The organism is Erythrobacter sp. S259 (assembly GCF_057364965.1).
The window spans coordinates 3,019,053-3,042,720 of record NZ_CP200286.1 but is presented as its reverse complement, the minus strand read 5'-3'; the positions used below and the strand labels follow the sequence as shown (position 1 = coordinate 3,042,720).

The 23,668-nt window shown below is 58.6% G+C and carries 20 protein-coding genes and 1 pseudogene; 8 read left to right on the top strand and 13 right to left on the bottom strand.

Annotation, left to right across the window (positions count from 1 at the left end; all coding sequences use genetic code 11):
* Positions 1–300 precede the first annotated feature (300 nt).
* The 4 genes from AC0V60_RS14515 to AC0V60_RS14500 all read left to right on the top strand — a co-directional run bounded on the left by AC0V60_RS14515 (position 301) and on the right by AC0V60_RS14500 (position 5,023).
* The gene (locus AC0V60_RS14515) at positions 301–1,008 is read left to right on the top strand and encodes a PilZ domain-containing protein (protein WP_486179142.1); all 708 of its coding nucleotides are present in this window, start codon (positions 301–303) and stop codon (positions 1,006–1,008) included.
* A 148-nt stretch (positions 1,009–1,156) separates the two neighbouring features.
* Complete coding sequence (locus tag AC0V60_RS14510) at positions 1,157–2,782, top strand: NAD(P)/FAD-dependent oxidoreductase (protein WP_486179141.1); 1,626 nt, start codon at positions 1,157–1,159, stop codon at positions 2,780–2,782.
* Entirely contained in the window at positions 2,782–3,231 is a 450-nt protein-coding gene (locus AC0V60_RS14505) for a GtrA family protein (protein WP_486179140.1), read from the top strand. The genes AC0V60_RS14510 and AC0V60_RS14505 overlap by 1 nt, the downstream gene beginning before the upstream one ends.
* A 4-nt stretch (positions 3,232–3,235) precedes the next feature.
* A complete protein-coding gene (locus AC0V60_RS14500) occupies positions 3,236–5,023 on the top strand; it encodes a hypothetical protein (protein ID WP_486179139.1) in 1,788 nt (595 codons plus the stop codon).
* 14 nt (positions 5,024–5,037) lie between these two features.
* Here AC0V60_RS14500 and msrB read toward each other — a convergent pair whose 3' ends face one another.
* The 4 genes from msrB to AC0V60_RS14480 form a co-directional block, all read right to left on the bottom strand.
* Positions 5,038–5,544: a peptide-methionine (R)-S-oxide reductase MsrB gene (gene msrB / locus AC0V60_RS14495; RefSeq protein WP_486179138.1), complete on the bottom strand. Its 507-nt coding sequence runs from the start codon at positions 5,542–5,544 to the stop codon at positions 5,038–5,040.
* An 82-nt stretch (positions 5,545–5,626) separates the two neighbouring features.
* On the bottom strand, positions 5,627–6,976 hold the full coding sequence (locus tag AC0V60_RS14490) for a cytochrome P450 (protein WP_486179137.1): 1,350 nt from the start codon (positions 6,974–6,976) through the stop codon (positions 5,627–5,629).
* Between the two features lie 123 nt (positions 6,977–7,099).
* The gene (locus AC0V60_RS14485) at positions 7,100–8,398 is read right to left on the bottom strand and encodes an ABC transporter permease (RefSeq protein ID WP_486179136.1); all 1,299 of its coding nucleotides are present in this window, start codon (positions 8,396–8,398) and stop codon (positions 7,100–7,102) included.
* Entirely contained in the window at positions 8,395–9,396 is a 1,002-nt protein-coding gene (locus AC0V60_RS14480) for an ABC transporter ATP-binding protein (RefSeq protein WP_486179135.1), read from the bottom strand. The genes AC0V60_RS14485 and AC0V60_RS14480 overlap by 4 nt, the downstream gene beginning before the upstream one ends.
* 70 nt (positions 9,397–9,466) lie before the next feature.
* On the opposite strand from AC0V60_RS14480, the gene queG reads away from it, so the two are divergent.
* A complete protein-coding gene (queG, locus tag AC0V60_RS14475) occupies positions 9,467–10,519 on the top strand; it encodes a tRNA epoxyqueuosine(34) reductase QueG (RefSeq protein ID WP_486179134.1) in 1,053 nt (350 codons plus the stop codon).
* Here the strand turns inward: queG and AC0V60_RS14470 are convergent.
* From AC0V60_RS14470 to AC0V60_RS14445, 6 genes and pseudogenes are all read right to left on the bottom strand, one after another.
* Positions 10,516–11,667, bottom strand: a complete 1,152-nt coding sequence (locus AC0V60_RS14470) for a CaiB/BaiF CoA transferase family protein (RefSeq protein ID WP_486179133.1) — start codon at positions 11,665–11,667, stop codon at positions 10,516–10,518. The genes queG and AC0V60_RS14470 overlap by 4 nt on opposite strands.
* A gap of 7 nt (positions 11,668–11,674) precedes the next feature.
* Positions 11,675–12,925, bottom strand: coding sequence for an NAD(P)/FAD-dependent oxidoreductase (locus tag AC0V60_RS14465; RefSeq protein ID WP_486179132.1), 1,251 nt, complete (start codon positions 12,923–12,925; stop codon positions 11,675–11,677).
* A gap of 54 nt (positions 12,926–12,979) precedes the next feature.
* A complete protein-coding gene (locus AC0V60_RS14460; RefSeq protein ID WP_486179131.1) occupies positions 12,980–17,638 on the bottom strand; it encodes an NAD-glutamate dehydrogenase domain-containing protein in 4,659 nt (1,552 codons plus the stop codon).
* A 147-nt stretch (positions 17,639–17,785) separates the two neighbouring features.
* A pseudogene (locus AC0V60_RS14455) lies at positions 17,786–18,777 on the bottom strand (LLM class flavin-dependent oxidoreductase).
* A 2-nt stretch (positions 18,778–18,779) separates the two neighbouring features.
* Complete coding sequence (locus tag AC0V60_RS14450) at positions 18,780–19,637, bottom strand: tetratricopeptide repeat protein (RefSeq protein WP_486179130.1); 858 nt, start codon at positions 19,635–19,637, stop codon at positions 18,780–18,782.
* Positions 19,638–19,652: 15 nt separating this feature from the next.
* The gene (locus tag AC0V60_RS14445) at positions 19,653–20,396 is read right to left on the bottom strand and encodes an alpha/beta fold hydrolase (protein ID WP_486179129.1); all 744 of its coding nucleotides are present in this window, start codon (positions 20,394–20,396) and stop codon (positions 19,653–19,655) included.
* A 94-nt stretch (positions 20,397–20,490) separates the two neighbouring features.
* On the opposite strand from AC0V60_RS14445, the gene AC0V60_RS14440 reads away from it, so the two are divergent.
* From AC0V60_RS14440 to AC0V60_RS14430, 3 genes are all read left to right on the top strand, one after another.
* Positions 20,491–21,342 (top strand): alkaline phosphatase D family protein, encoded by an 852-nt coding sequence (locus tag AC0V60_RS14440; protein ID WP_486179128.1) that lies wholly within the window; start codon positions 20,491–20,493, stop codon positions 21,340–21,342.
* Positions 21,227–22,153 (top strand): alkaline phosphatase D family protein, encoded by a 927-nt coding sequence (locus AC0V60_RS14435; RefSeq protein WP_486179127.1) that lies wholly within the window; start codon positions 21,227–21,229, stop codon positions 22,151–22,153. Before AC0V60_RS14440 ends, AC0V60_RS14435 begins: the two co-directional genes overlap by 116 nt.
* Positions 22,154–22,228: 75 nt before the next feature.
* Positions 22,229–22,573, top strand: a complete 345-nt coding sequence (locus AC0V60_RS14430) for a hypothetical protein (protein WP_486179126.1) — start codon at positions 22,229–22,231, stop codon at positions 22,571–22,573.
* Between the two features lie 77 nt (positions 22,574–22,650).
* Here AC0V60_RS14430 and AC0V60_RS14425 read toward each other — a convergent pair whose 3' ends face one another.
* From AC0V60_RS14425 to AC0V60_RS14415, 3 genes are read right to left on the bottom strand one after another with little or no spacing between them, the layout of a single operon-like run.
* Entirely contained in the window at positions 22,651–22,842 is a 192-nt protein-coding gene (locus AC0V60_RS14425; protein ID WP_486179125.1) for a helix-turn-helix transcriptional regulator, read from the bottom strand.
* Between the two features lie 13 nt (positions 22,843–22,855).
* Positions 22,856–23,488 carry a hypothetical protein gene (locus AC0V60_RS14420; RefSeq protein WP_486179124.1) on the bottom strand — a complete coding sequence of 211 codons (633 nt, stop codon included), beginning with the start codon at positions 23,486–23,488 and terminating at the stop codon, positions 22,856–22,858.
* Entirely contained in the window at positions 23,488–23,664 is a 177-nt protein-coding gene (locus AC0V60_RS14415) for a hypothetical protein (protein WP_486179123.1), read from the bottom strand. The genes AC0V60_RS14420 and AC0V60_RS14415 overlap by 1 nt, the downstream gene beginning before the upstream one ends.
* Positions 23,665–23,668 lie beyond the last annotated feature (4 nt).

The following is a 23,668-nucleotide window of genomic DNA, read 5'->3' as shown; positions in this document are numbered from 1 at the left end:
GTAAATAATGCGCTTGCTGGTCGCCGATCATAGGGGCCCGGTGGAACCCCAGCCGTCGGAAACAGAACGCTAATTCCCGTCGTGGTTGATAGCGAATTACACGTCTCTAAGAGATCATCCCCGAGCCGCATTTCGAGTGGTCTTAACCTTTCCTCCTTTAGCTGTTTTTGCGTCAATTGCGCAGATACGTGTCATGCATAGGCGCGCATCAACGCCTTCATGGCGCCATGAAGGCATTATGTTGGCACCATAATGTGCGCAGCAGAAGATAGAGGTGTTAGGTCAATGAGGAGCACGGTATTGAGCACCACGGCCTTGGGTGCAGGTGCGCCGTTGTCGCGACTTGATAATGGTGCGACGACGCTCACACCGATTGAAGCCAGCGCCAACCGCCAAAGCGCTGCTCAGCCCCGCGCGGCCCGCTACACTTTATTGATCAGAGCCGCCAAGCTGGTGAGCCGTAGCGGCGAATTTATCTGCGTAATACGCGACATCTCTGAAACTGGCGTGCGTCTTCGGCTGTTTCATGACACGCCTTCGGGAAGCCCGCTTGAACTCCATATGCCCGATCAAAGCGTTTATCCGCTTGAGGAGGTGTGGAGCAAGGAGAAGGAAGCAGGCTTTAAATTCCCTTCACCGATAGACTTGCCCCAATTGGTTGCCGGATCATCCCAATTTCCTAAGCGGGCCCTGCGGCTCAATCTGTTTCTGCCTGCCAAGATCACTGCGATTGGCGGCGCAAGTGAAGGGATCATCGAGAACATATCGCAGCAGGGCGCGCGCTTTTCGTGCGATGCGGTGTATGCGGTGCATCAGGCTTTGCGAATTCAATGCCCGGAGGCAGGCTCCGCCTTAGCCGAAATAAGCGCAAAAGTGCGGTGGCGGCGCGGCGAGGACTACGGCGTTGTGTTTGAAAACACGCTCTCGCTAGAGGAGTTTGCCCGGCTCGCAGCCATGGTTCAATGCCCCCGATTGCTAGATGGCGTGTCCCCAGAAGCTTCCCCCTAGAAACATCGGATGCATTTGACGGTTTTTGTGGGTTTCGCCCCGAATGTTTACGTCTCGCTAACCAATTTCCTTCACTCCCCTTCGTGAGCGGACCGCAAGTGCGCGTGCCGCAAGGTGTCAACGCCTAAAATCCAAACGGGGACCATTCATGACGCAAGCGCGCGTTGAAAATCCGGCTACAATAGACTGTGATGTTGCCATTATTGGTGCCGGACCAGCAGGTCTTACAGCTGGCTACCTGCTCACCAAACAAGGCAAGTCGGTCGTCATCATCGAGAAAGATGAAACCTATGTGGGCGGCATCAGCCGCACGGTTGAGCATGACGGCTACCGCTTTGACATTGGCGGGCACCGGTTCTTCTCCAAAAGCCAAGAGGTGGTTGATCTTTGGAATGAGATCCTGCCCGACGACTTTATCCAGCGCCCCCGGATGAGCCGCATCTATTACGAGGGTAAGTTCTATTCTTACCCCCTTCGCGCGTTTGAGGCGCTCTGGAACCTTGGCATTTTGCGCTCCACCATCTGTATGGCGAGCTATCTCAAATATAAGCTGTTCCCGATCAAAGACATCAAAAGCTTTGAGGATTGGACGACCAATCAATTTGGCAAAAAGCTCTATTCGATCTTCTTCAAGACCTACACTGAAAAAGTGTGGGGGATGCCATGCGATGAGATGAGCGCGGATTGGGCAGCGCAGCGGATCAAGGGGTTGTCGCTCTGGGGCGCGGTGATGGACGGGCTGAAGCGCAGCCTCGGCCTCAATAAGAAGCCGAACGATGGGCAGGAGGTCAAAACCCTGCTCGAAACCTTCCGCTACCCTCGGCTTGGCCCGGGCATGATGTGGGATGCGGCGCGCGATCACATTTTGGCAACCGGCAAAGGTAAGGTTCTGATGGGCCATGCGCTTGAGCGGGTTGCGGACGATGGCACCGGCTGGACCATGACGGCGAAGAGCAGTGAAAGCACGGCACAAATCCGCGCAAAACACGTGATCAGTTCAGCGCCCATGCGCGAGCTTTCAAAACGCATCCACCCGCTGCCGCAATCAACGCTCAAAGCCGACAAACTGCGCTACCGCGACTTTTTGACAGTGGCGCTGATGGTGAAATCCGAAGATCTCTTCCCCGACAATTGGATCTATATCCATGACGAGCGGGTGCAGGTCGGCCGCGTTCAGAATTTCCGTTCGTGGTCGCCTGAGATGATCCCGGATGAGAGCATGGCCTGTGTTGGCCTTGAATACTTCTGTTTCGAAGGCGACGGGCTCTGGTCTTCCTCTGACGAAGATTTGATCGCACAGGCGACGCGCGAGATGGAAATCTTGGGGCTTTGCGACCCTGCTAAAGTCGTCAGCGGCGCAGTTGTTCGTCAGGAAAAGGCCTATCCGGTCTATGACGACGACTACGAAGCGAACGTCGATGCGATGCGCCATGAGCTTGAGGAGAAGCACCCGGGCCTTCACTTGGTGGGACGCAACGGGATGCACCGTTACAACAACCAAGATCATGCGATGATGACCGCGATGCTGACAGTGGAGAATATCCTCGCGGGCAAGCGCGTTTACGATACGTGGTGCGTCAACGAAGATGCCGAATATCACGAGGCTGGTGACGAGGGCGCTGAAAAGGCGCTTCCAGTAAGCGACGCCGAGACCAAACCTCTTAGCGAGGATCAGGTCGCAGCGCTTACGTCTTTGCGCGGTATGCCAGAGCGGATTTCCTCCGACGATCCCGCACAAGAAACCCGCCAAGAAGACACAAGACGGCGCGCCTAATGCGTTACCGCCGCCCTCTCATCTTCAAGTTCAGCGATATGCGTTTCGTGCGCTATCTGCTGGCAAGCGTTGGCGCGCTTGCCGTTGATTTTGGGAGCTTTCTTGCGCTAATGGCGCTTGGCGTGCTGGCGGTTCCTGCCTCTGCGATAGGCTACTCGCTCGGTATCTTGGCGCATTGGCTGTTGTCCAGCCGCGCAGTGTTTCAGGACCGGGTGGCGGAGGGCGGCCAAGAGCGCTCAAAGCAAAAAGCGCTGTTCGTGACTTCCGCCTTAGTGGGGCTTGCCCTCACCACGGCGATTATTGGCGCAGCAGACTGGGGCGGATTTGACCCGCGCGCAGCCAAAGTGGCAGCGATTGGTGTCAGTTTCATAGCCACCTGGGTGATCCGCGCAAAAGTCGTCTTTCGCGAGGAGACCTTGCCCCATCCAACCCACCGCCCAAGTGCGTGAGCTGATGCTGGAAGAGCGCCGCAGAGCTGCCTTTCCGCTTGGTTTTCTCGCCAAGGCAGGCCTTGCGTGGGGTTTGGTCAGCGCGTTCCTAGTCGCGGCCAACTGGACCTCGATTTCCAGCCTTCACTTCTCTGATCCCGATGATGTGCTTCGCCTTATCCAAGTGCGCGATCTTCTCGGCGGGCAAAGCTGGTTTGACGTGACCCAATACCGCATTGATCCCGCAAATGGCGGCGTTGCCATGCATTGGTCGCGGCTCGTAGATATCCCGCTGGCACTGGTCATTATGGCTCTCACCCCGCTCGTTGGCGTTGCCGCGGCAGAGAGTGCTGCCATCGTTATTGTGCCGCTCATCACGCTGGCCTTTGTTATGCTCTTGGCCTCGCGCATTGCCTGGAGGCTTTGGGGCGATGAGGAGGCGATCTTCACAGCATTGATGATCGTGATTTCGATCCCTGTGCTGTTTCAACTCTCACCTTTGCGGATTGACCATCACGGCTGGCAAATGGTCTGTGCGCTGGCGGCTTTGAACGGCCTCCTGGCCCGGTCGCCGCGTGTCGGTGGTTGGGTCATCGGAGCTGGATTTGCGGCTTGGCTCTCGATCTCGATTGAGGGTCTCCCGCTGGCAGCGATTACGTTTGCGGTGCTTGCTTGGCGCTGGCTGCGCGATCCTTCAGCCAAAGTCTGGCTGACCAGTGCGATTCAATCTCTGGCGGCCGTGAGCGCCGTTCTTTTCGCAGTCACCAGGGGCTTTGCCGATCTTGCTAATTATTGCGATGCTATCGGCCCGGTCCACCTCGCCATGTTCGCCTGGGGCGCAGTGATTTTGAGCCTGCTCGCAAGGGCGGGCAGACCGAGCCTCGCTATAACACTGACCGGCTTCACCGTCGCGGGCGGCGGCGCGCTCACTATGATGCTGAGTGCCGCACCTCAATGCGCGGCCGGGGGAGGCTTTTCACAAGTCGATCCGATGGTGGCGGAAATCTGGCTTTCCAACGTGCTCGAAGGCCGACCCTTGTGGGAGCAAGTGCTTGCCATTGCGCTCCAATACCTCGCAGCGCCGTTGATCGGCATTTATGCTGCGGTCCAATTGGCGCGTCGGTCACATGATGGCCTCACGCTCTTTTGGACTGATTATGCCCTAATCCTTGCAGGCGCGCTTGCCACTTCAGTGTTTGTCGCGCGCACCGGCGCGGTGGCCTGCGTTCTTGCAAGTCCTCTGCTCGCTTGGCAGCTCAGGCGCTGGCTGAAAGCAATCCGTTTGATGGAAAGCCCCTTGCCGCGCATGGCCGCGATGGTGGGCGTGGCTTGCGCGCTTCTCCCTGCTGTTCCTGCCCTTCTCCTCACCAGCGCGATGCCGGTGCGAGCCTCTGTTGGAGGCGCGCAAGATGTGCCGATCCGGGTGGCTGATTGCCGCGTGCAGGATGCCGCTGAAACCCTGAATGCGCTGCCGGAAGGCGAGATTTACGCTTTGCTGGATATCGCCCCCGAACTGCTTCTTGTGAGCGACCACAGCGTTATCGCGACGGGCCACCACCGCGGACACAAGGCAATGAAAGTGCTGATTGAGACCGCGATTGGCTCGCCAGAGGCAGCGCGCGGGACACTCCTTGCGCGCGGGACGAACTATGTTGCTATATGCCCTGCACTCTACGAAGCGCGGACCTATGCAAACATCGCAAGCGACGGTTTCGTTCCGCAATTGGCGAGAGGCGCAGCGCCTGATTGGCTGGAGCCCGTGGCAATTTCTGGCGACAACGGGCTCAAACTTTGGCGCGTTAAGCCGGAATGATGTCCCCCTCCGGCTTATGCCGGAATGAAATTCATAGCGATGCCGTTGATGCAGTGACGCTTGCCTGTTGGGCGCGGACCATCGCCGAAGATATGCCCTAAGTGACCGCCGCAATCGGCGCAGTGCACTTCGGTACGCGGGACACCGATTTTATAATCGGTCGATGTCCCCACCGCGCCTTTACCAATTGGCTGCCAAAAACTGGGCCAACCGGTCTTGCTGTCGTACTTATGGACGCTGGAATAGAGCTTGTTATTGCATCCGGCGCAGACAAAGGTGCCGCGCCGTTTTTCTTTGTCCAAGGGCGAGGAATAGGCCCGCTCTGTCCCTGCATCGCGTAAGACATAATACTCAGCGCGCGTCAGTTTACGGCGCCACTGCGCCGCGGTCTTGGTGACGCGGAAGGTCCCGCTTGCTGTGCGCGCCTGCACCTCTGAGCCGCACCCGCTTACGAGCGGAAGCACGGCCACAATCGCGCTGGTGGCGAGAAATGAACGACGGTTTGTCGGTTTTGGTAACATTTAAATAGCTTTCACAATCACTGGTTTCACTCAGTGAATACGTACGCCAGGCGGAAAAGGTTACACTAAGAGTGTCAAAAGATCAGAATTCGGTGATTTCGACCTCAAGCTTGCGGAAGCCGTGGACGAAGTTTGCACGCACCCGCTCAACATCACCGGCGACATGTACACGCATCCGGCGCTTGTGCATCTCTTCCAAGAGAATGCGCAATTGAAGCTCCGCCAAACGCGCCCCTACACAGCGGTGGATGCCATAGCCGAACGCAATATGCCGCTTCGCATTCTCACGATTGAGATCAAGCGTGTGGGCGTCCGGGAAGATTTCTTCCTCGTGGTTCGCGGCCAGATACCACATGACGACCTTTTCGCCCTTCTTGATGGTCTGGCCAAACACCTCGGTATCCTCGGTGCAGGTCCGGCGCATATGCGCAAGCGGGGTCTGCATCCGCAGCATTTCCTGAACCGCGTTGGGGATCACATCCGGGTTTTCTTCGAACAGCTTGCGCTGGTCCGGGAATTTGTCGAGCGCATGGATGAACCCGCTCATCGAATTGCGGGTCGTGTCATTCCCGCCGACGATCAAAAGGATGAGATTGCCCATAAATTCCTCAGGGCGCATCTGGTTCATCGCCTCGGAATGCAGCATCATTGAGATAAGGTCATCGCCCGGCTCTTTGGCCTGCGTGCGCTCTACCCAAATGGATTGGAAATAGGCCGCCATCTCATGCAGGAAGCTCCACCGCATATCGTCAAGCTCGCGAATGGTCGCAAGCTCGGTATCGCCTGACCAATCCGACCAGAAGGTGAGCAAACGCCTGTCTTCCCATGGGAATCCGAACAGGATCGCAAGCATCCCGGTGGTGAGCTCAATCGAGACTTTATCGACCCAGTCGAACGTCTCGCCGCGCGGCAGGGAATCGAGCAGTTCGCCCGTTCTTGCGCGAATTTCCGGCTCCATCGCGGTCATGCCGGATGGCGTGAATTTCGGTGCCACCGTACGGCGCTGACCGGTGTGTTTGGGCCGGTCCATCGCGATGAACATCGGGAGCTCTCGCGTGTCGGTTTCGCGCTTATCAAGTTCCTCTTCACTCAGCCGCTCAAGGATAGTGATCCCGCCATGTTCCCAGCTTGAGGAGAAGGTTTCTGGCAAAGCTTCAATATGCTGGATCGCCTTGTGCCCCACGACCGACCAATAGGGGCCGAAAGGGCTGTCGTCGATGTAATGAAGCGGGCCTGCCGCTTGCATTTCTGCGACAATTGGCTGCCACTTGTCCTCGAAATAAATATCGGACCGGCTGAGGTCCCATTTGTGAGGGTGGTTGGGCCGCTCTTCCGGGTGCTCTGCGTAGTGTTTTTTGATCGCTTCGTAAGCGGTGGGCGAAGTGCGCACGTCAGGACGCGCTATTGTGTTTCCGGGCGCAGCGGTGGCCATATCTCTCTCCTATAGGAGGCGCGGGGTCTTATCCATTGCACTCTCCCCTCAATTACCATCCTGCCTTAACTGACAGCAATGTCAATATGAGTTTTCATCAGCCACTTATTGTTGCGCGGACCTTTATGAAGCTTGCGAGGCCCGCTTGCCAAAGGACCAACGGCGTTTTTTCGTGCCAGCACCGCCCGATTTCATGACCCGCTTGCGGAACAGCATGGAGCCGCCTTTGACAAGCAGAACCACCCAGACGGCCTGCCATGCAAGCGCTGCGAGATGGGTCCACAGCGTCTCTTCCAATGCCGCGAGCGCCAGCATTGCAAAGGGCGAGGAGAGCGGGAAGGCTACAACGAATGGCTCAAGAAAGGCGTAGTTGGGCGCTAGCGCCGCGCTCGCCATGAAGAAAACCATCAACTGCATCATTGTAACCGGCATCGACAGGGTTTGAACTTCTCGAACGGTGCTGGCGAGGGCGCCGATTGTCAGGAACAAGGAACCCAGCAACAGGTAGGCCATGGAGAAATAGAGCACACCGAACACCACGAACATGCCCCATCCGACCGCAGGGCCGGGCAGTTCGCGGAAATTGGTTTGGGTGACGGTGACAATGGCGTCCTCGGCAATCGCCCAAAAGCCCCATCCAACTGTTCCCCAAACGGCAATCCCGACAAAAGACACGCCGAGCATCGCGAAGAGCTTACCCATAAAGACAGAGTCCATTGGGATGGCCGCTGCAAGGATCTCAATGATCTTGTTGCCTTTTTCCTCGGCCAAGTTGGACAAGACCATGCCTGCAAGCAGCATTGTGAGGAGGAACATCACCATCTGAGCTGCCTGGGCGGTACGCAAGCGTGTGGTGCGTTCCGAGGCTGCGCTTGAGGCGACGGTGGTTTTGGTCGAGCTCGGGAATGCGAGGGGACTAGCGGCAAGCGCGTCTGCTGCCATCAGCCTTACGGGCCCGGTCCAGCGGTCCACTTGGGCCTCGGTGCCAACAACCTCTGGCGCATTGAGCGTGCCCGTAATGATAACGGCGTAGTTCCCGCGCCGCTCTTCCATGAAGGTGCGTGCGTCAAAGGAGGGGTTGTCTTTTGCCTCTGAGACTTCGCTCAGGACCGGGATAGCACCACGCAACTGCGGGCCGATCCGCTCACTTGCCGCGATCATAGCGGCGTTGTCCTCGGCGCTCATGGCGATGCCGACTTCGAGCGTTACGGCTTCACGAGAGACCTGCCCACCAATGCTGCCCGCAAGCCCGCCCACAAGGACCGGGAAGAGCGGGCCGACTAGGAAGAACAGAAACGCGCGGCTGAACAGCACGGCGATAAAGTCGCGCCGGGCGATGACCCATGCGGCCTCAAGTTTCGAGAGGCGCGGGCTAGAATCCATACGGGAGGCGCCGATGGCGGCAGAATCGTGCACGCTCATTTCGAGCCTCCCTGCGCATCCGCCTCAAGCTGACGGGCAGCGGCCTCGCCAGCAATCGAGACAAAGGCGTCATGAAGCCCCGCACGTTCGATGGACAGCGAGAGAATTCCCGCCTCGCCTTCAATGAGCGTCTTCAGCAAAGGCTCAATGCCTGTTCCCGGAAGCGGGAAGTAGAAGAAATCACCCTCTCGCCGTGTCTCTTCGGGAAGAGCCGCGGTCCAACCTCCCTCGCGCGCACGGGTCTCCAGGCGAACTTGTGCCGGGATACGGTCTCGCGCGGTCTCAACACTGCCCGCATATGGCACTTTGCCCCCGGCGATGATCGCAACACCTTCGCACAGGCGCTCTGCGTGGTGGATAACGTGGGTGGAGAAGATCACCGTCACCCCGTCTTCGGCAAGGTTTCGGATCATGCCTTCAAGCTTGCCCTGGTTGATCGCATCGAGCCCTGAAAACGGCTCATCAAGCACGACCAGACGCGGGCGGTGAACCAGAGTGCCGAGCAACTGCACCGTTTGCGCCATGCCTTTGGAGAGCTGGCGGATCGTGCGGTTGGCGGCATAGCCAAGGTCGTGGCGCTCAAGCAGTTCCATGCCCCTTTTGCGGCCCTCTTTCAGGGAAAGCCCTCGAAGCGCGCCCATAAAGGCGATAGCTTCGATTGATTTCATCGCTGGGTAAAGACCGCGCTCTTCCGGCAGATAGCCAATTAGGCGGCCAATATCGTGCGGGCGATCGTGGCCAAAAATCATGCGCACGCCGTCATCAGGGTCAATAATGCCGAGCAGCATGCGCAAGGTCGTCGTCTTGCCCGCGCCATTCGGGCCTAGCACGCCGTAAATCGCGCCTTCTGGCACGGACAGATCGACGCCATCCACCGCGCGTGTGCCGTCAAAACTCTTCACGAGGCCGCGCGCTTCGATTGCGAGAGGGCGGTCGTCGGCGTGGGCTGCGTTCTGGAGTGGACGGCCATCGGGGGTCTGCCCATTGTCTGGCGTCATTGGATCATCTACCTGCATGTACATGGAAGCAGCAGTTAACGCGTGAAACTGAACGAGAGCAACCTCAACCATGGTTAACGCTGGCGCAACACTTACCTTAAACAGGCAGATTGAAGAGCAGGCGCGCGCGCTTGGTTTTGCCTCTGTAGGCTTTACGACCGCAGCGGAAGATCCGTTACGATCTCAGCGGCTTCAGGAGTGGCTGGGTGAGGGGCGACACGCCACCATGGAGTGGATGGAAACCCGCCTTCACCACCGCCGCTCGCCGCAAGGGTTATGGCCAGAGGCGAAGTCGGTCATTGCACTCGGGATGAGTTACGCCCCGGCGCTTGATCCTTTGGCTCTGGAAGGCACAGGGGATCGCGCTCGCATCTCGGTCTATGCGCAAGGGCGCGACTACCATGACGTTGTGAAGAAGCGGCTGAAAGCGCTCGCTCGGTGGCTGGTGGAGCAAGAGCCGACAAGCGAGCTCAAGGTCTTTGTCGATACAGCCCCCGTGATGGAAAAACCCTTGGGCGAGGCATCGGGGATCGGCTGGCAGGGCAAGCACACCAATTTGGTGAGCCCCGAGCATGGATCATGGCTGTTTCTGGGTGCGATTTATACGACACTGGAATTGGTGCCCGCCCCGCCCCACCGCGATCAGTGCGGGTCCTGCCGCGCGTGTCTTGATAGCTGTCCCACCGATGCTTTCCCTAGCGCCTACACACTCGATGCGAGGCGCTGCATCTCTTACCTCACCATTGAGCATAAGGGACCGATTGCCGAGGAATTCCGCAAACCGCTCGGCAACCGTATTTATGGATGCGATGATTGCCTCGCTGTTTGCCCTTGGAACAAATTTGCAAGCGAAGCTTATGCCGCAGGTGAATTTTTGCCACGCGCCGAACTCACCGCGCCGCGCCTGGCGGAGTTGCTCACACTGGACGATGCAGGTTTTCGCAAGCTCTTTTCAGGCTCTCCGATCAAACGGATCGGGCGTGACAGGTTTGTGAGGAACTGTCTTTATGCAGCTGGCAACAGCGGCGAGCCTGGGTTGCTCTCTCAGGTCGAACCGCTCACGAACGATCCTGACCCGGTGGTCGCCGATGCCGCCCTCTGGGCCAAGGCGCAGCTAACCTAGTCCTCGTTATGCTCACCGAGCCGAGGGGCGTGGCCCAGCTCCCCCTGCTTCCAATCGCTGAACTTATTGGGATCGCGCATTTGATAAAGCGGGCCTTCGCTGGGGTGCTCCGACTTTTCGAAGAAGCCGGTCGCATGCAAATGTTCGTCTTTGATGACCTCGTCGAGATCAACCGCAGGCATGCACGGAATGTTCGCGGCCCGCAGGACTTCCAAACATTCAGCAGTGGTCTTGGTCTGGGTCAGCTCGCCAATGCGGGCGTAGAGCTGAGGCGCCCCTTTGACCACATTGGCCGGGTCCTTCCAGCGCTCGTCAGACGCCATAGCCTCATCACCCAAAAGGCCCACCACAAGCGGGAAATGCGGGATGATATAGGGCACGATGCTGATCCAGCCGTCTTTGGTTGGGAACGGCTGACGGTCGGGATCAACCTGGCGGCCATAGCCTGCCCCGCCATTGGGCGGATCGAAGGTGTGACCGTCGAGGTGCTCCTTCATCATGAAGCTTGCGAAGGCTTCGAACATGGGCACTTCGATAAATTGCCCGCGCCCTGTACGAAGGCGGTGCGTGATCGCAGCCAGCGTTGCATAGGCGGCATGCAGCCCCGCGACTTTGTCCGCGATCAGCGAGGGGATATAGCGCGGCCGCTCATCTCCATCGACGCGCGGCAGAAGCGTGGTCGTGCCGGTCGCTGCCTGAATGACGTCATCATAGGCTTGAAGTCCTGCATATGGCCCGCCCGAGCCAAAGCCGACGCAGTGAACATAGATCACTTGCGGATTGAGCGCTTTGACCGCCTCATAGCCAAAGCCGAGCCGTTCGATCGCTTCTTCACGCACATTGTGCACGAACACATCCGCCTCGCGCAAAAGAGAGCGCAGGCGTTTCACATCCGCCTCTTGCTTTAGGTCGAGCATGAGCGACTTCTTACCGCGATTAAGCGAAATAAAGCCCGGCCCCATGCCCGGTGTCTTTGCCGGTTTTGCGCCGTAGCGATAGACATCGCCGCCCGGTGCCTCGACCTTGGTGACTTCGGCGCCGTAATCGCACAATATCTGGGTCGCATAGGGTCCGAAAACGACGCTGGTTAAATCAACGACTTTGATGCCTTCCAGCATCGGCTGATTGTCTTCAATTTGTGCTGGCAAAGTTAGCTCACATCATCTCTTTGATCGGGACATCGGTGTCAGCAAGGATGGCCGGATCAATGCGGCCCGGCTCGCTCTCCAAAAGCTTCCGCCCTTGTACATAGTCCTTCATCGTGCCGACACAGTCAAAAGCGATAGGGCGCCCTTCTTTGAGATAGACCACGGTGAATTTGCGCGTCTCCGGATCACCGCGAAGCACGGTCGCATCATAGCCGATGTTGAGCCCGGCGGTTTGGAGCTTCAGATCATATTGGTTCGACCAAAACCACGGCAGCGCGTGATAAGGTACTTTCTCGCCCAGTATCGCTTTTGCGGCCGTATTCGCCATATCATTTGCGTTCTGAACCGATTCCAATCGGATGACCGCGCTTCCCGCATAGGGATTGGCGTGAGCAGCGCAGTCGCCAATGGCGTAGATATCGTCGAGGGTGGTGCGGCAAAAAACGTCCACATCGACCCCGTTGGAACCTGCTGCACCTGCTGCGATTAGCGGCGCCACCGCTGGCACAATGCCAATCCCCACGATCACCATATCGCAAGGCACGGTCTCGCCATTGTCCAGAAGCACGCCGGTCACCTTGCCGTCTTCGCCTACGATCTCGGATACACCTTGCTCCAAGCGGATATCGACGCCTTGGCGCGTGTGCTCGTCTGCATAGAATTGAGAGATCGCCTTGCCAGCAACCCGCGCGAGCAAGCGGTTCTGCATTTCGACCACAGTGACATCGCATTCAAGCTTGCGCAACACAGCTGCTGCCTCGAGCCCGATGTAGCCGCCGCCAATGACAACCGCGCGCTTTGCACCCGCTTCGAGCGCCGCCATCATCCCGTCCGCATCGCGCTTATCGCGCACATAAAAAATGCCGTTCAGATTGGTGCCGGGAATGCCCAGTCGCCGGGGGTCTGCTCCGCCCGACCAGATAAGCTGGCGGTAGCCGATTTCAGAGCCATCCGAGAGGGTCAGAGAATGGCGCATCCAGTCGATCGAAGCGGCACCGCTGCCAAGGCGCAGCTCGACGCCTTTGTCCGCCCAAAACTTCTCAGGCCGGATCATGATCCGCTCAAATGTTTTGTCGCCGGCCAAATATTCTTTGGACAGGGGCGGGCGCTCATAAGGCGGGTTGGCCTCGCGCCCGATCATAAGAATTGAGCCTTCATGGCCCTGTTGTCGCAGCGCAATAGCTGCCTGAGCACCGCCGTGGCCAGTGCCGACGATCACAACGTCTGCGGACGCCGAAGAATGTCCCGTGTCACTCATAAGCAATCGCGTTCACCCAAAAAGTGCGCTTTCGTCAAGCGAGAAGCGACCAGTTTACCGCTCCAGAAGATTGCGTGCTTGGGCCGCGATTTGCGCCAAAGCAGCAGGAGCAACGGGCGGTGAACTTTGCGCACGCGCTATCATCGAGCGAAATTGTGCAATCGCTGGAGCATTCGTATCAGCCCATTTGGCAATGGCGCCAGCGGGGTCATCCTTGCCCGATTTGCGGCGGGTAAGCCTGCGCAAGAATTCGATCCGCATGTGCTGAAAATCGCGCGCAAGTCCATCGACAAGCAGCCGCTCCCATACATCGGAAGGAGACATATGGGCCGCCACGCCTTGCGCCCAGTCAATTCCAATGCGCTCCCCGATATCGCCAAAGGCTGAGGTGAGCTTGGCAGGATCAATCCCTGTCTTTAGGGCAAGCCCTGCAAGAGCCACTGAACCATCGAAGTCGAACAGGTCAGCCACACGGCCCGCAAGAGCAGGCGGTGCACCTTTGGCGATAAAGTCGCTGCGCAATACACTCGACCGCTCGCGCGCTTCTCCTGACAACAAAGCCTCGCGTCCTTCGCGTAGGGTGGCCACTCCGTTCGAAAGTTCCTGCACCATCGGGCCTGCCTCAACCCGGCCTCCGGTCGTGCGAAGCACATCGGACATGAGATTGCCGACAGCAGCCGCCAGCCGGTCCAAAAGAGCGATGCGCGCAGGCTCCGGCATGGTCGCCGCGTCAATATCAGCCCACAAAATCTTGAGCCCGAACAGGCGCTCGACCACTACGAAAGCAGCGGCAACATCGCTCAAAGCCACACCTTCTTCTTCGGGAAGCTCGAAGGCGTGGATCAGGCCGAGCCGGTTGACGATCCGGTTGGCAAGGTCTGTCGCCACCAACTCGCGGCGCAATTGGTGGCCGCGAATCTGTGGCAGATATTTGCTCCGCATCGGCTCGGGGAACATCGCGATAAGATTGCTTTCCAGCACCGGATCATCGGGCAGCCTGCTTGCCTCGATCGCATCTTGGAGCGCAAGTTTGGTTGAGGAAAGGATCACCGCAAGTTCAGGCCGGGTGAGGCCTTCGCCCTCTGCCGCGCGGCGCATATAGGTCTCGCTATCAGCCAATCCTTCAGTGCGCCGATCAAGCGCGTCCATCTCTTCCAACTGCTCGATCAGGCGAATATACGAGGCATTGGCCGCTGCACCGCCTGCTTCAGCAATGGATAGAGCGAGCGCTTGTAGCCGGTTGTCCTCAAGCACGATATCGCCCACTTCTTGCGTCATCTTGGCGAGCAGGGCGTTGCGCTTGGCCTTGGTGAGCGAACCATCGCGGGTGGCAGAGGCAAGCGCGATCTTGATATTCACCTCATTGTCCGAGCAATCGACGCCTGCCGAATTGTCGATGAAATCGGTGTTTATCCGGCCTCCTTTGAGCGAAAAGGCGATGCGCCCGGCCTGCGTGATGCCTAGGTTTGCGCCTTCGCCAATAACCTTTGCGCCAACTTCGCGGGCATCCACCCGCAGCGCGTCGTTGGAGGGGTCGCCCACCTCGATATGGTTCTCGTTTTCCGCTTTGATATAAGTGCCGATGCCGCCGAACCATAGAAGGTCAACTTGCGCTTTGAGGATCGCAGAGATCAGCTCGTCCGGCCCGATTTCTCTCTCTTCAAGGCCCAGCATGGTTTGCGCTTTCTTGGAAAGCTTGATGCTTTTGGCGATGCGCGAATAGACGCCGCCGCCTTTGGAAATGAGGTCCGCATTGTAATCCTCCCAGCTTGAGCGGGGGAGTTCGAACATGCGTTTGCGCTCTTTCCAGCTCGCGGCGGGATCGGGATCAGGGTCAATAAAAATGTGGCGGTGGTCGAAGGCTGCAACGAGCTTAATCGCTTTGGACAATAGCATCCCATTGCCAAACACATCACCCGACATATCGCCGCATCCCGCCACGCGCACAGGGTCATTTTGAACATCCACGCCCATTTCGAGGAAGTGGCGCTGAACGCTGACCCATGCGCCTTTGGCAGTGATGCCCATGGCTTTGTGATCGTATCCGTTAGAGCCGCCGCTCGCGAAAGCGTCGTCGAGCCAAAAGCCTGCGTCCTGCGCGATACCGTTGGCGACGTCGGAGAATGTCGCAGTGCCTTTGTCGGCGGCGACCACGAAATAGGGGTCCGCGCCGTCATGGACGCGCACGGCGTCCGGGTGCACCACTTTGCCATCGACGATGTTGTCGGTGACCGACAGAAGCGTGCGGATAAAGACTTTGTAGCTCGCGCGGCCCTCTGCCGCCCATGCGTCGCGGTCTACGGCTGGTGATGGGAGCTGTTTGGGATAAAAACCGCCTTTCGCACCGCTGGGCACGATCACCGCGTTCTTGACCTTTTGCGCTTTCATCAAGCCCAAAACTTCGGTACGGAAATCATCGCGCCTGTCGGACCAACGAAGCCCGCCGCGTGCGACGGCCCCAGAACGCAGGTGAATGCCCTCAACCCTGCGCGAATACACAAAAATCTCTCGCCACGGCACAGGTTTGGGCAGGCCGGGAACAAGGCTAGAATCGATCTTGAACGCGAGCGCTTCTTCTGCGGCCGGTGCAAAGGCGTTGGTGCGCAAAACCGCATCAATCACCGCGCGATACAGCCTGAGGAGCCGGTCATCATTGATCGCCGAAACCTTAGCGAGGCCCTTGCCAAAAGCGGCAATTGCCGCTTCGATCGCAGCCTTGCGCCCCCCTTTAAAGTCCGGGTCATGGCGAGCGGCAAACAGGTCTATCATCGCCGCTGTCACATCGCGCGCGCGCTCCAATGCATCGACCACCGGATAGATCGTGAAATTGACCCCCGTCTGGCGCAAATAGCGATAGATCGCGCGCAGCCACACGGTCTCCCGCGCTCCAAGCCCGTTTGAGACTACAAGCCTGTTGAATGGATCGTTTTCAGACGCGCCATTAAGCACCTCTGCTATCGCGGTCTCGATCTGCTGGGCACGGCCCAAAAGCGCGTCAGCGCCGGTCCCTTGAGGCAATACAAGCGTGAATTCGTGAATGGTCCCTAGCGCGCCATCGTCCAATCTGGTTGGAACTTCTGACAGCACACGAAAGCCGAAGTTTTCAAGCACCGGAACCGCATCAGACAGGGCCACCCTGCCTGTGAGATGATAGATTTTCAGCCGCAAATCACCGCGTGTGTCATTGTTCAGCCTATACAGACGGCAGGCGCGCGCATCCGGGGTATCACCGCCGCTAAGCGTATGAATTTGCGCTATATCGAGCGCGGCCTCAGCGGGCCCATAGCGCAGGCGATAACCGGGCGGAAAACTCTCCGCATAGCGCTGCGCAATGGCAGGCACACGGGTGCTGTTGTCAATTTTGGCAAGCTGTGTTTCAACCGCCTCGGGCCAGCCCTTGAGGAGATCCACCAGCTGCTCTTCAATCGCGGCCGCATCGGGCATGTTCGCAACAGTGCGCGAATCCAGCAGGAATTGAAGCATCGCAAGCGAGCCGCCATCCACTTCCAAATTCCAACTGAGCAAATCGAGACCGGTCGCACCTGTCAGCAGCGCTTGGATTTGTTGGCGGATCTGGGTCGAGAGGTAGTCGCGCGGCAGCCAAACGAAGGCGAAAACATGGCGGCCAAGCGGCGATTGCACCAAAATGATGCGCGGACGCGGGCGATCCACCAAACCCATCATCGCGGTTGCAAGCGAAACGATATCCTTGTGCGCAAACCCGATTAACACGTCGCTTGGAAGCGCGCTGAATGCGTGGGCGAGCGCTTTGCCCGCATGCCCCTTGGGATCAAATGCGAGGCTTTGCGTCATATCGCCAAGCGCCTTGCGCATAACGGGAACTTGCGCTGGCGCTGCGAGCAGCCCTGCGCTTGTCCACACGCCTGCATGAATATGAAGCGCGGTGACTTTGTTGCCTTCGCGGATGGGCACGAGGAACACATCAAGCGGCACGCGCCGGTGCACATTGGAATGCTGATTGGCTTTGACCGCGAGCAGCCTATCGTGAGCCCCCTCCTTTTCGAACCAAGCAAATGCGCCTTCATAAGTGGCATCTGCAAGGATGGTTTTTGCGCTCTTCCGGCAAATGCCAAGGGCACCGCTCACCTCGCCATTGCGGCTGCGTTTCAGTGCGCCCAGCTGGGTGAGCATCCCGCCGTTGAGCCATTTGAGGAGCTCTGCGCCCTCACTCTCGCCAATCGCTTCCGCATCACTGGTCATGGCCGCTTGCATATCCGGCCAGTCGCTCACCGCAGCGCGCACATCGCCCAAAGTGGCGCGCAAGGCGGCAAGCAATTCGCGCCGCTGCTTTGCATCCACCCGTGGCGTCTCAATGTAGATGAAGGATTCGCGTGCGCTCTTTTCGCCAGCAGAGCCAAGGCCAGTCAGCGCGCCAGAGGCATCCCTCGTGACAGGCACAATCGGGTGAAGCAATTGCTCTATGCTGAGCCCAGCTGCCGTCACAGTTGCCGCCACTGAAGCGACCAGAAACGGCATGTCATCATTGATGATGGCGATCCGTAGGCGCCGCTCGCTTGTGTCGGACTGGTGGGCAATCGCGCTTCGGGCAGGCGTGCGCTTGGCGGCTGCTTCCAAAAGGAATGAGGCGGCGCTTTCGGCAGCAGCCTTCTCCAAGGGGGCTTCCCCCGGCAAATTGGATGCAGAAAGGTGCTTTACCAGCGCCTTTAGAAGGGACTTATCATTAGCACTCATCGCCTGAGAGCTCCTCTCCTGAGATCACCAAAGCCGGCGCCCCTCATGTCATGCCATTCCAGGTCATGTAATTTTATTGTGCCAGCGCGTTCTTATCGTGCCAAGCAGTACAGGCCCATAGGGTGCACTTGCAAGCACGATTAGTCCTTATGCGGGCACTGACTGACAGGCCTCAAGGGTGAGTTCGAGCGAGCGCAGGCGCGCGGCCGGATCAAAGGTCGCGCCGCACAAGATGATCTCATCAGCGCCCGTGCGTTTGACGAAACGCTCGATGTCATCACGCACTTTTTCAGGCGTACCCACTGCCGCTGCTTGGCCCAAATGGTCGAGCATTGCGCGTGTTGGGGCGGGAAGTGTCGAGGTGTAGTCGGCGATGGGGGTGGAAGCTTTCCGGGCGTTCCACTACGCAGCGCGGCGAAGCTTTGCTGCTGGCTTGAGGCAAGAAGCTGGGCTTGCTTCTCGGTGTCCGCAGCAAACACATTCATCGCGACCATGACGTGCGGTTTTTCAAACGCCTCGGAAGGCTGATATTCGCGGCGGTAGACTTCGAGCGCGCTGTCAAGGTGGTCAGGCGCAAAGTGCGCAGCAAAGGCATAAGGCATGCCGAGTTTCGCAGCCAGTTGCGCGCCAAAAAGGCTCGAGCCCAGCATCCAGAACTCGACATTAGAACCGAGGCCCGGTGTGGCTGTGATTGGCAGGTCCACATCACCCGTCATCAAGGCGCGCAGTTCCAACACATCTTGCGGAAAATATTCAGAAGCTTTGTGCAGATCTTTACGAAGCGCGCGGCTCAGCTGCGGCCCTGCGCCCGGTGCCCGGCCCAGCCCCAGGTCAATGCGTCCTGGAAAAAGCGCATCCAGTGTGCCGAATTGTTCTGCGATCTGAAACGGAGTGTGATTGGGCAGCATGATCCCGCCCGACCCGATACGAATGGTGCTTGTCGCATTGCCGATGTGGGCGAGCACAACCGAAGTCGCGCCTCCTGCGATCCCCTCCATCGTGTGATGTTCGGCCACCCAAAAGCGCTTGCATCCAATTTTCTCAGCATGAGCGGCGAGCTCAGCAGCGGTCTTTAAAGCCTCGGCGACGCTCCCACCCTGACGCACCGGGACAAGGTCGAGAACAGAAAATTGGGTCACGGTCACTCCTGAGGCGGCTGAGATGCGGGACCAAGCTGACCAAGATACTCTTGCGCCGTCAAGGCCTGCGGACTGCCGGGTGCCAGGTCAATCACCGATTGCCAACTTTCCCGCGCTGCCTCATCTCGCCCTGCGAGAACTGCGATCACCCCCGCCTCAAGTCCGACCGGCGCAGATGTCGGTGCAAGCCCGCCTGCCGTTTCAATCGCTGTCTGTGCCTGGTCCAACCGCTCCAATCTCCGCAAGAGCGTCGCTTTCAAAAGCCATGTGTCCGCTTCTTCCGGTAGCAGCTCGCTCGCAGATTCCAGTTCGTTGAGGGCGTCCTCCAGCATTCCAAGCGCCACCAGGACGTGAGACAGATCACGCGCAATCACAGCCTGCATGGGCGCAGATGCAGAGCTTTGTGCATCCGCTTTTGCTTGCGTGAAAATTGCGCGCGACCGCTCAAGGTCCTGCGCGGCCAAAGCGGCATTTCCCGCCATCGCGCCAAACCGGGCCTTTGCGCGCATTTCATCAGACGGTGTTTCGTCACGTGCAGCGCTAAATGCACCAATCGCATCATCCCAAAGTTCCAGTTCGGTCGCGGCCAGCCCCAAGCAGTGGTTTGCAAGAATGCGTGCTCGCCCCGAGGTCTCGTTGCGGCGAACCTGCGACAGGGTGTGCGCGCGTGCGGCATCTTCAGGGAGCATGGCAAGACACTGCGCGAGCCACTGGGCGTCGGGATCTTGCTCAAGGGACATTTCCTCTCGCGGGCGCGGCGGGCGATTGCGCAGCTCATCGGGCGCGCCAACTGTGTTACCAATATGGGGGTTGGGGCCCACTTGCAGGGCGATAAAAAGGAGCGAGGAGATAAGGGTCAAGAAGAAGTCTTTCCGTCAGTAAAAGCTATCCACCAGTCCCAAAAGCTGCGAAATATCGCTATCGCGCGACAGGCGGTGGTCGCCGTCCTTTACCAGTGTCACCTGTACATCATCCGAACGAAGCGCGGCTGCGAGCTTGATACTGATCGCCCAAGGCACGTCGTCATCACGCTGCCCGTGGATCAGGCGGATGGGAGTATCGAGCGGGATTTCGTCGATCAATTGCAAGTGATCCTGGGCATCTGCGAAAAATGCCGGATGGGTTGGCGTGGGCTCTGGGCCGTAAGGGTTTTCTTCAAGCACCACTTCGCCTGCAAAGAGCCTCTCGCGTTTATTGGCGCTATAACCCCACACGGTGAAATCGGGCGCGGAGGCAATGCCGATAATCCCGGCCAGCCGATTGTCTTCAGATACAGACAATGCTCCGCCCACAAGCAGCATCAGCCAGCCGCCCATTGAAGACCCTGTGACCAGAACCGGTCCTTCAACATAGGCGCCAATCAATGCCAGAACCTCTTCGCACCACCGCGACAAAGTGCCATCGGCAAAATCGCCCGAACTTTCCCCGCATCCCGAATAATCGAGCAAAAGGCATGCGCGCCCCTTGGCTTTGGCTTCGTCGAAGATTGCTGTCGCTTTGCCTCCAGCCATATCGGACATATAGCCCGGCAAGAAAACGAGGGTGGGGCCCGATCCGGCGGTGTACCGAAACGCAATCCGGCGTCCGTCGGGCATTTCGTGAAAACGTGTGTCGCTCATGGCGTATTTCTTGCCCACAAGAGCGCAATTAGTGCAAGTGTTGGCGCAAAGCTGCCAGAGTGTACCGGACGCACGAACAGCCAAGAGAGTCGATATGACAAAGACAACAACGCCAACCGTAACCCCCGCACCCGCCTCCAAAGTTACTCGGCGCGGCGTCTTTGCACTGGCAGGAGCCACAGCCGCCGTGGCTGCTGCGCCGTCTGCTGCGACCAGCCACGGCAAAGGCTTCACCCACAGCGTCGCGAGCGGTGAGCCGCAAAGCTCGGGCGTGCTATTGTGGACCCGCTATGTCGCTGCCGCGACGACGACGCTCAAATGGCAGGTGAGCGCGGATGCCGATTTCACCGACCTCGCCGCACAAGGCGAAGTCACAGCCTCACCGGCGCGCGATTTTTGCGCCAAAGCCGCGGCAACGGGCCTGAGACCCGATAGCTGGTATTTCTACCGCTTCCTTGCCCCTTCAGGCACAGCCTCTCCGGTTGGCCGCACGCGAACTTTACCGCTTGGCCCAACTGCCAAATTCCGCATGGCGGTCTTCTCATGTGCGAACTTCGGCTTTGGCTATTTCAACGCCTATGCGCACGCCGCCGAGGCGAACGATGTCGATCTCGCGGTGCACCTTGGTGATTACATCTACGAATATGGCGGCGACACTTACCCTAGCGAAGACGAGCGCCACCCTGATCGCAGCGTTGCACCTGGCGGCGAAATCGTCGCGCTAGCTGACTACCGCCTACGATATGCCTCCTACCGCGCGGACCCCGATCTTCAGCGTCTCCACCAGGTCCTGCCCATGATCGCGGTGTGGGACGACCATGAAAGCACCAATGATCTCGTGGAAAGACGGCGCGCAGAACCACCAGAGCGACACCGAAGGCGATTGGGAAACCCGCAAAGAAATTGCCAAGCAAGTCTACCGCGAATGGATGCCCGTCTCAGATGAACCCTATGCTGCCTACGATGTCGGCGATCTGGCGACACTCTTTCGCATCGACACCCGCCTCGAGGGCCGCGAGGAGCAATTTGACCTTGTCGGCATGATCCGTGATGCGCAAAGCCCCAAGGAAATCCGTCAGATTTACACTGCGCTTCGCGATGGCGCATGGTCAGATCAGAAACGTCAACTTTTGGGAGAACCCCAGGAGAAATGGCTGATCGACGGGCTCGCAAGCTCAAGGGCGCGCGGGGCCACATGGCAAGTGCTGGTCCAACAGGTCCTCATCGGGAAACTTTCCGCTCCCCAAGGCGTGAGCAAGCTTCTGGGTGACAATGTTCCTGAATTTGCGCGGGCTCGCCTGACCGCTGCTAGCTTTGCAGCCGAAGTGGGCCTGCCGCTCAATATGGATGCTTGGGACGGCTATCCTGCCGCGCGCGACCGCGTATTGAAAGGCGCGCGCGAGGCCAATGCCAACCTCGTCGTACTGGCTGGAGATACCCACAATGCTTGGGCCTTTGACCTCAATCATGAAGGCGAGCCGGTGGGCGCCGAATTTGCGACGTCCTCCGTCAGCTCACCCGGTTTTGAAAGCTATCTCTCTGCGCTCCCGCCAACCCTGCTCGCGGGCGCATTGGTGAACGCCAATGAGGAGCTAACCTGGGCCGACACATCGCAGCGCGGTTATATGGTGGTGGAGCTGACGCCGGAGGAGGCGACGAGCGAATGGCGCTTTACTGCGAGCACCAAGACGCGCTCGACCCAGATTGTGGAAACGCACAAGGAAATGGTAAAGCCTCGCAGCGACACAGCGAGCTGACCGGGTCGCAGTTTTGCTGCACTTTTTGGAACCAATCGCCGCGATCTCCTGTAACTGGGGTAAAGGAGACACGAAATGCTAAAGAAGATTGTAGGAGCCGCGCTCGGCAACGCTGTTGTTAAAAAGACGACCGGAATGAACAGCCCGGCAGGTGCGATCGTAGGTGCCGCTGCTCCCTTTATCCTAAGCCGTCTGAGCATCCCGGGCATGATTGTGCTGGGCGCGGGCGGTTATCTGGCAAAGCGCATGTTCGATAAACGCAAAGTGGCTGATGATGGCGCCGGGAAACCTTCGCTGGAAGCTAAGACCAAAGCTCCATCCGGGGATGATGCAGAAAAATCAGATTTTGATCCTGTCAAAACCCGCCCCAATGGCGCGGCCGCAATCGCAGCGCAGCCGCTACCAGCTGGGATTTCATAAACGCAAACCTCGTTCAATTTAACCAAAGAAGGGGGCAGCACGTGGGTGCCGCCCCTTTTTCGTTGGCGCGAAGCGCATCAATCTCGGCTGAAAATCTCTTCGATGGTGAGCTCGAACACATCGGCAATCGTAAAGGCGAGCGGCAGCGAGGGGTCGTAGCGGCCTTTCTCAATTGCATTGACGCTCTGGCGCGAGACGCCGAGGCGGTCGGCGAGGTCCTGCTGCGACCAGTCACGCTCAGCACGCAGCACTTTGAGGCGGTTCTTCATATCCCGCGCCCCATCATACCGTGCCCCAGGCACCATAAGTGATCCGGTTGACGACCGCACCCACAGCCAGCCCTGCGAACCAGATAATAGCGTACCAATATGCGTCCACATGAGGCACGAGATCCGCGCTCTCAAGCATACCCCAAACAGATGCTGCGCTCATGGCGAGAGCGGAGGCAATCAGAGTTTGGCGGATGAGGAGCATACGAATGAATTCGTCGGTTTCCTCGACAATCAAGCGCCCGATCGCCCAGAAAAACCCGGTGATCGCAAGGCCGGGCAAAACGCCTAGGCCGATGCGCACCGGATCAGGCAAATCGCCAAGCTCGTCGATAAAGGTGAGCACAGCAAACGCCGCCAGATAGAGCGATGTGAAAACCGCCACCCGTTTGATGTAAACGCGCTGGGCCTGCCCCTTGTTGACGCAATTGCCGCTGCCCGATTTGTTCATGGTGAGCATAGCGATGAACGCGGCTGACATACAGGCGAGCGGGACAATCATAAGCAGGAAAGCTGTCCCTTTACCTTGGATGGCACCCGACAGGATGAGCCCGATCACTGCGCCCGAAGTAACAAAGGTCATACCGATCCAGAACACCGGGCCGCGTCCCAAAAATCCTGATGATTTTGCGGTTTGAGTGGTCATCAGCTGCACACCTTAGCGCAGCGGCCGCGCTTGCCCTGGACCGACCCGTAGGCCGCGCCAACCATTCCCATAGTGATCCCAAAACTCGCGCCTGAACTGAGGTCTAGGTAATTGGAGTAAAGGGCGGCTGCGATGATAATGGCCGCCCAAATGAGAGATTTGTGAACTGTGGTCATTGGT

Excerpts from the sequence above, each read along its gene's own strand:
- AC0V60_RS14510 (WP_486179141.1), top strand. The coding sequence starts at position 1,157 with ATGACGCAAGCGCGCGTTGAAAATCCGGCTACAATAGACTGTGATGTT.
- AC0V60_RS14505 (WP_486179140.1), top strand. The coding sequence starts at position 2,782 with ATGCGTTACCGCCGCCCTCTCATCTTCAAGTTCAGCGATATGCGTTTC.
- AC0V60_RS14500 (WP_486179139.1), top strand. The coding sequence starts at position 3,236 with ATGCTGGAAGAGCGCCGCAGAGCTGCCTTTCCGCTTGGTTTTCTCGCC.
- msrB (WP_486179138.1), bottom strand. The coding sequence starts at position 5,544 with ATGTTACCAAAACCGACAAACCGTCGTTCATTTCTCGCCACCAGCGCG.
- AC0V60_RS14490 (WP_486179137.1), bottom strand. The coding sequence starts at position 6,976 with ATGGCCACCGCTGCGCCCGGAAACACAATAGCGCGTCCTGACGTGCGC.
- AC0V60_RS14485 (WP_486179136.1), bottom strand. The coding sequence starts at position 8,398 with ATGAGCGTGCACGATTCTGCCGCCATCGGCGCCTCCCGTATGGATTCT.
- AC0V60_RS14480 (WP_486179135.1), bottom strand. The coding sequence starts at position 9,396 with ATGACGCCAGACAATGGGCAGACCCCCGATGGCCGTCCACTCCAGAAC.
- queG (WP_486179134.1), top strand. The coding sequence starts at position 9,467 with ATGGTTAACGCTGGCGCAACACTTACCTTAAACAGGCAGATTGAAGAG.
- AC0V60_RS14465 (WP_486179132.1), bottom strand. The coding sequence starts at position 12,925 with ATGAGTGACACGGGACATTCTTCGGCGTCCGCAGACGTTGTGATCGTC.
- AC0V60_RS14460 (WP_486179131.1), bottom strand. The coding sequence starts at position 17,638 with ATGAGTGCTAATGATAAGTCCCTTCTAAAGGCGCTGGTAAAGCACCTT.
- AC0V60_RS14445 (WP_486179129.1), bottom strand. The coding sequence starts at position 20,396 with ATGAGCGACACACGTTTTCACGAAATGCCCGACGGACGCCGGATTGCG.
- AC0V60_RS14440 (WP_486179128.1), top strand. The coding sequence starts at position 20,491 with ATGACAAAGACAACAACGCCAACCGTAACCCCCGCACCCGCCTCCAAA.
- AC0V60_RS14435 (WP_486179127.1), top strand. The coding sequence starts at position 21,227 with ATGATCTCGTGGAAAGACGGCGCGCAGAACCACCAGAGCGACACCGAA.
- AC0V60_RS14430 (WP_486179126.1), top strand. The coding sequence starts at position 22,229 with ATGCTAAAGAAGATTGTAGGAGCCGCGCTCGGCAACGCTGTTGTTAAA.
- AC0V60_RS14425 (WP_486179125.1), bottom strand. The coding sequence starts at position 22,842 with ATGAAGAACCGCCTCAAAGTGCTGCGTGCTGAGCGTGACTGGTCGCAG.
- AC0V60_RS14420 (WP_486179124.1), bottom strand. The coding sequence starts at position 23,488 with ATGACCACTCAAACCGCAAAATCATCAGGATTTTTGGGACGCGGCCCG.
- AC0V60_RS14415 (WP_486179123.1), bottom strand. The coding sequence starts at position 23,664 with ATGACCACAGTTCACAAATCTCTCATTTGGGCGGCCATTATCATCGCA.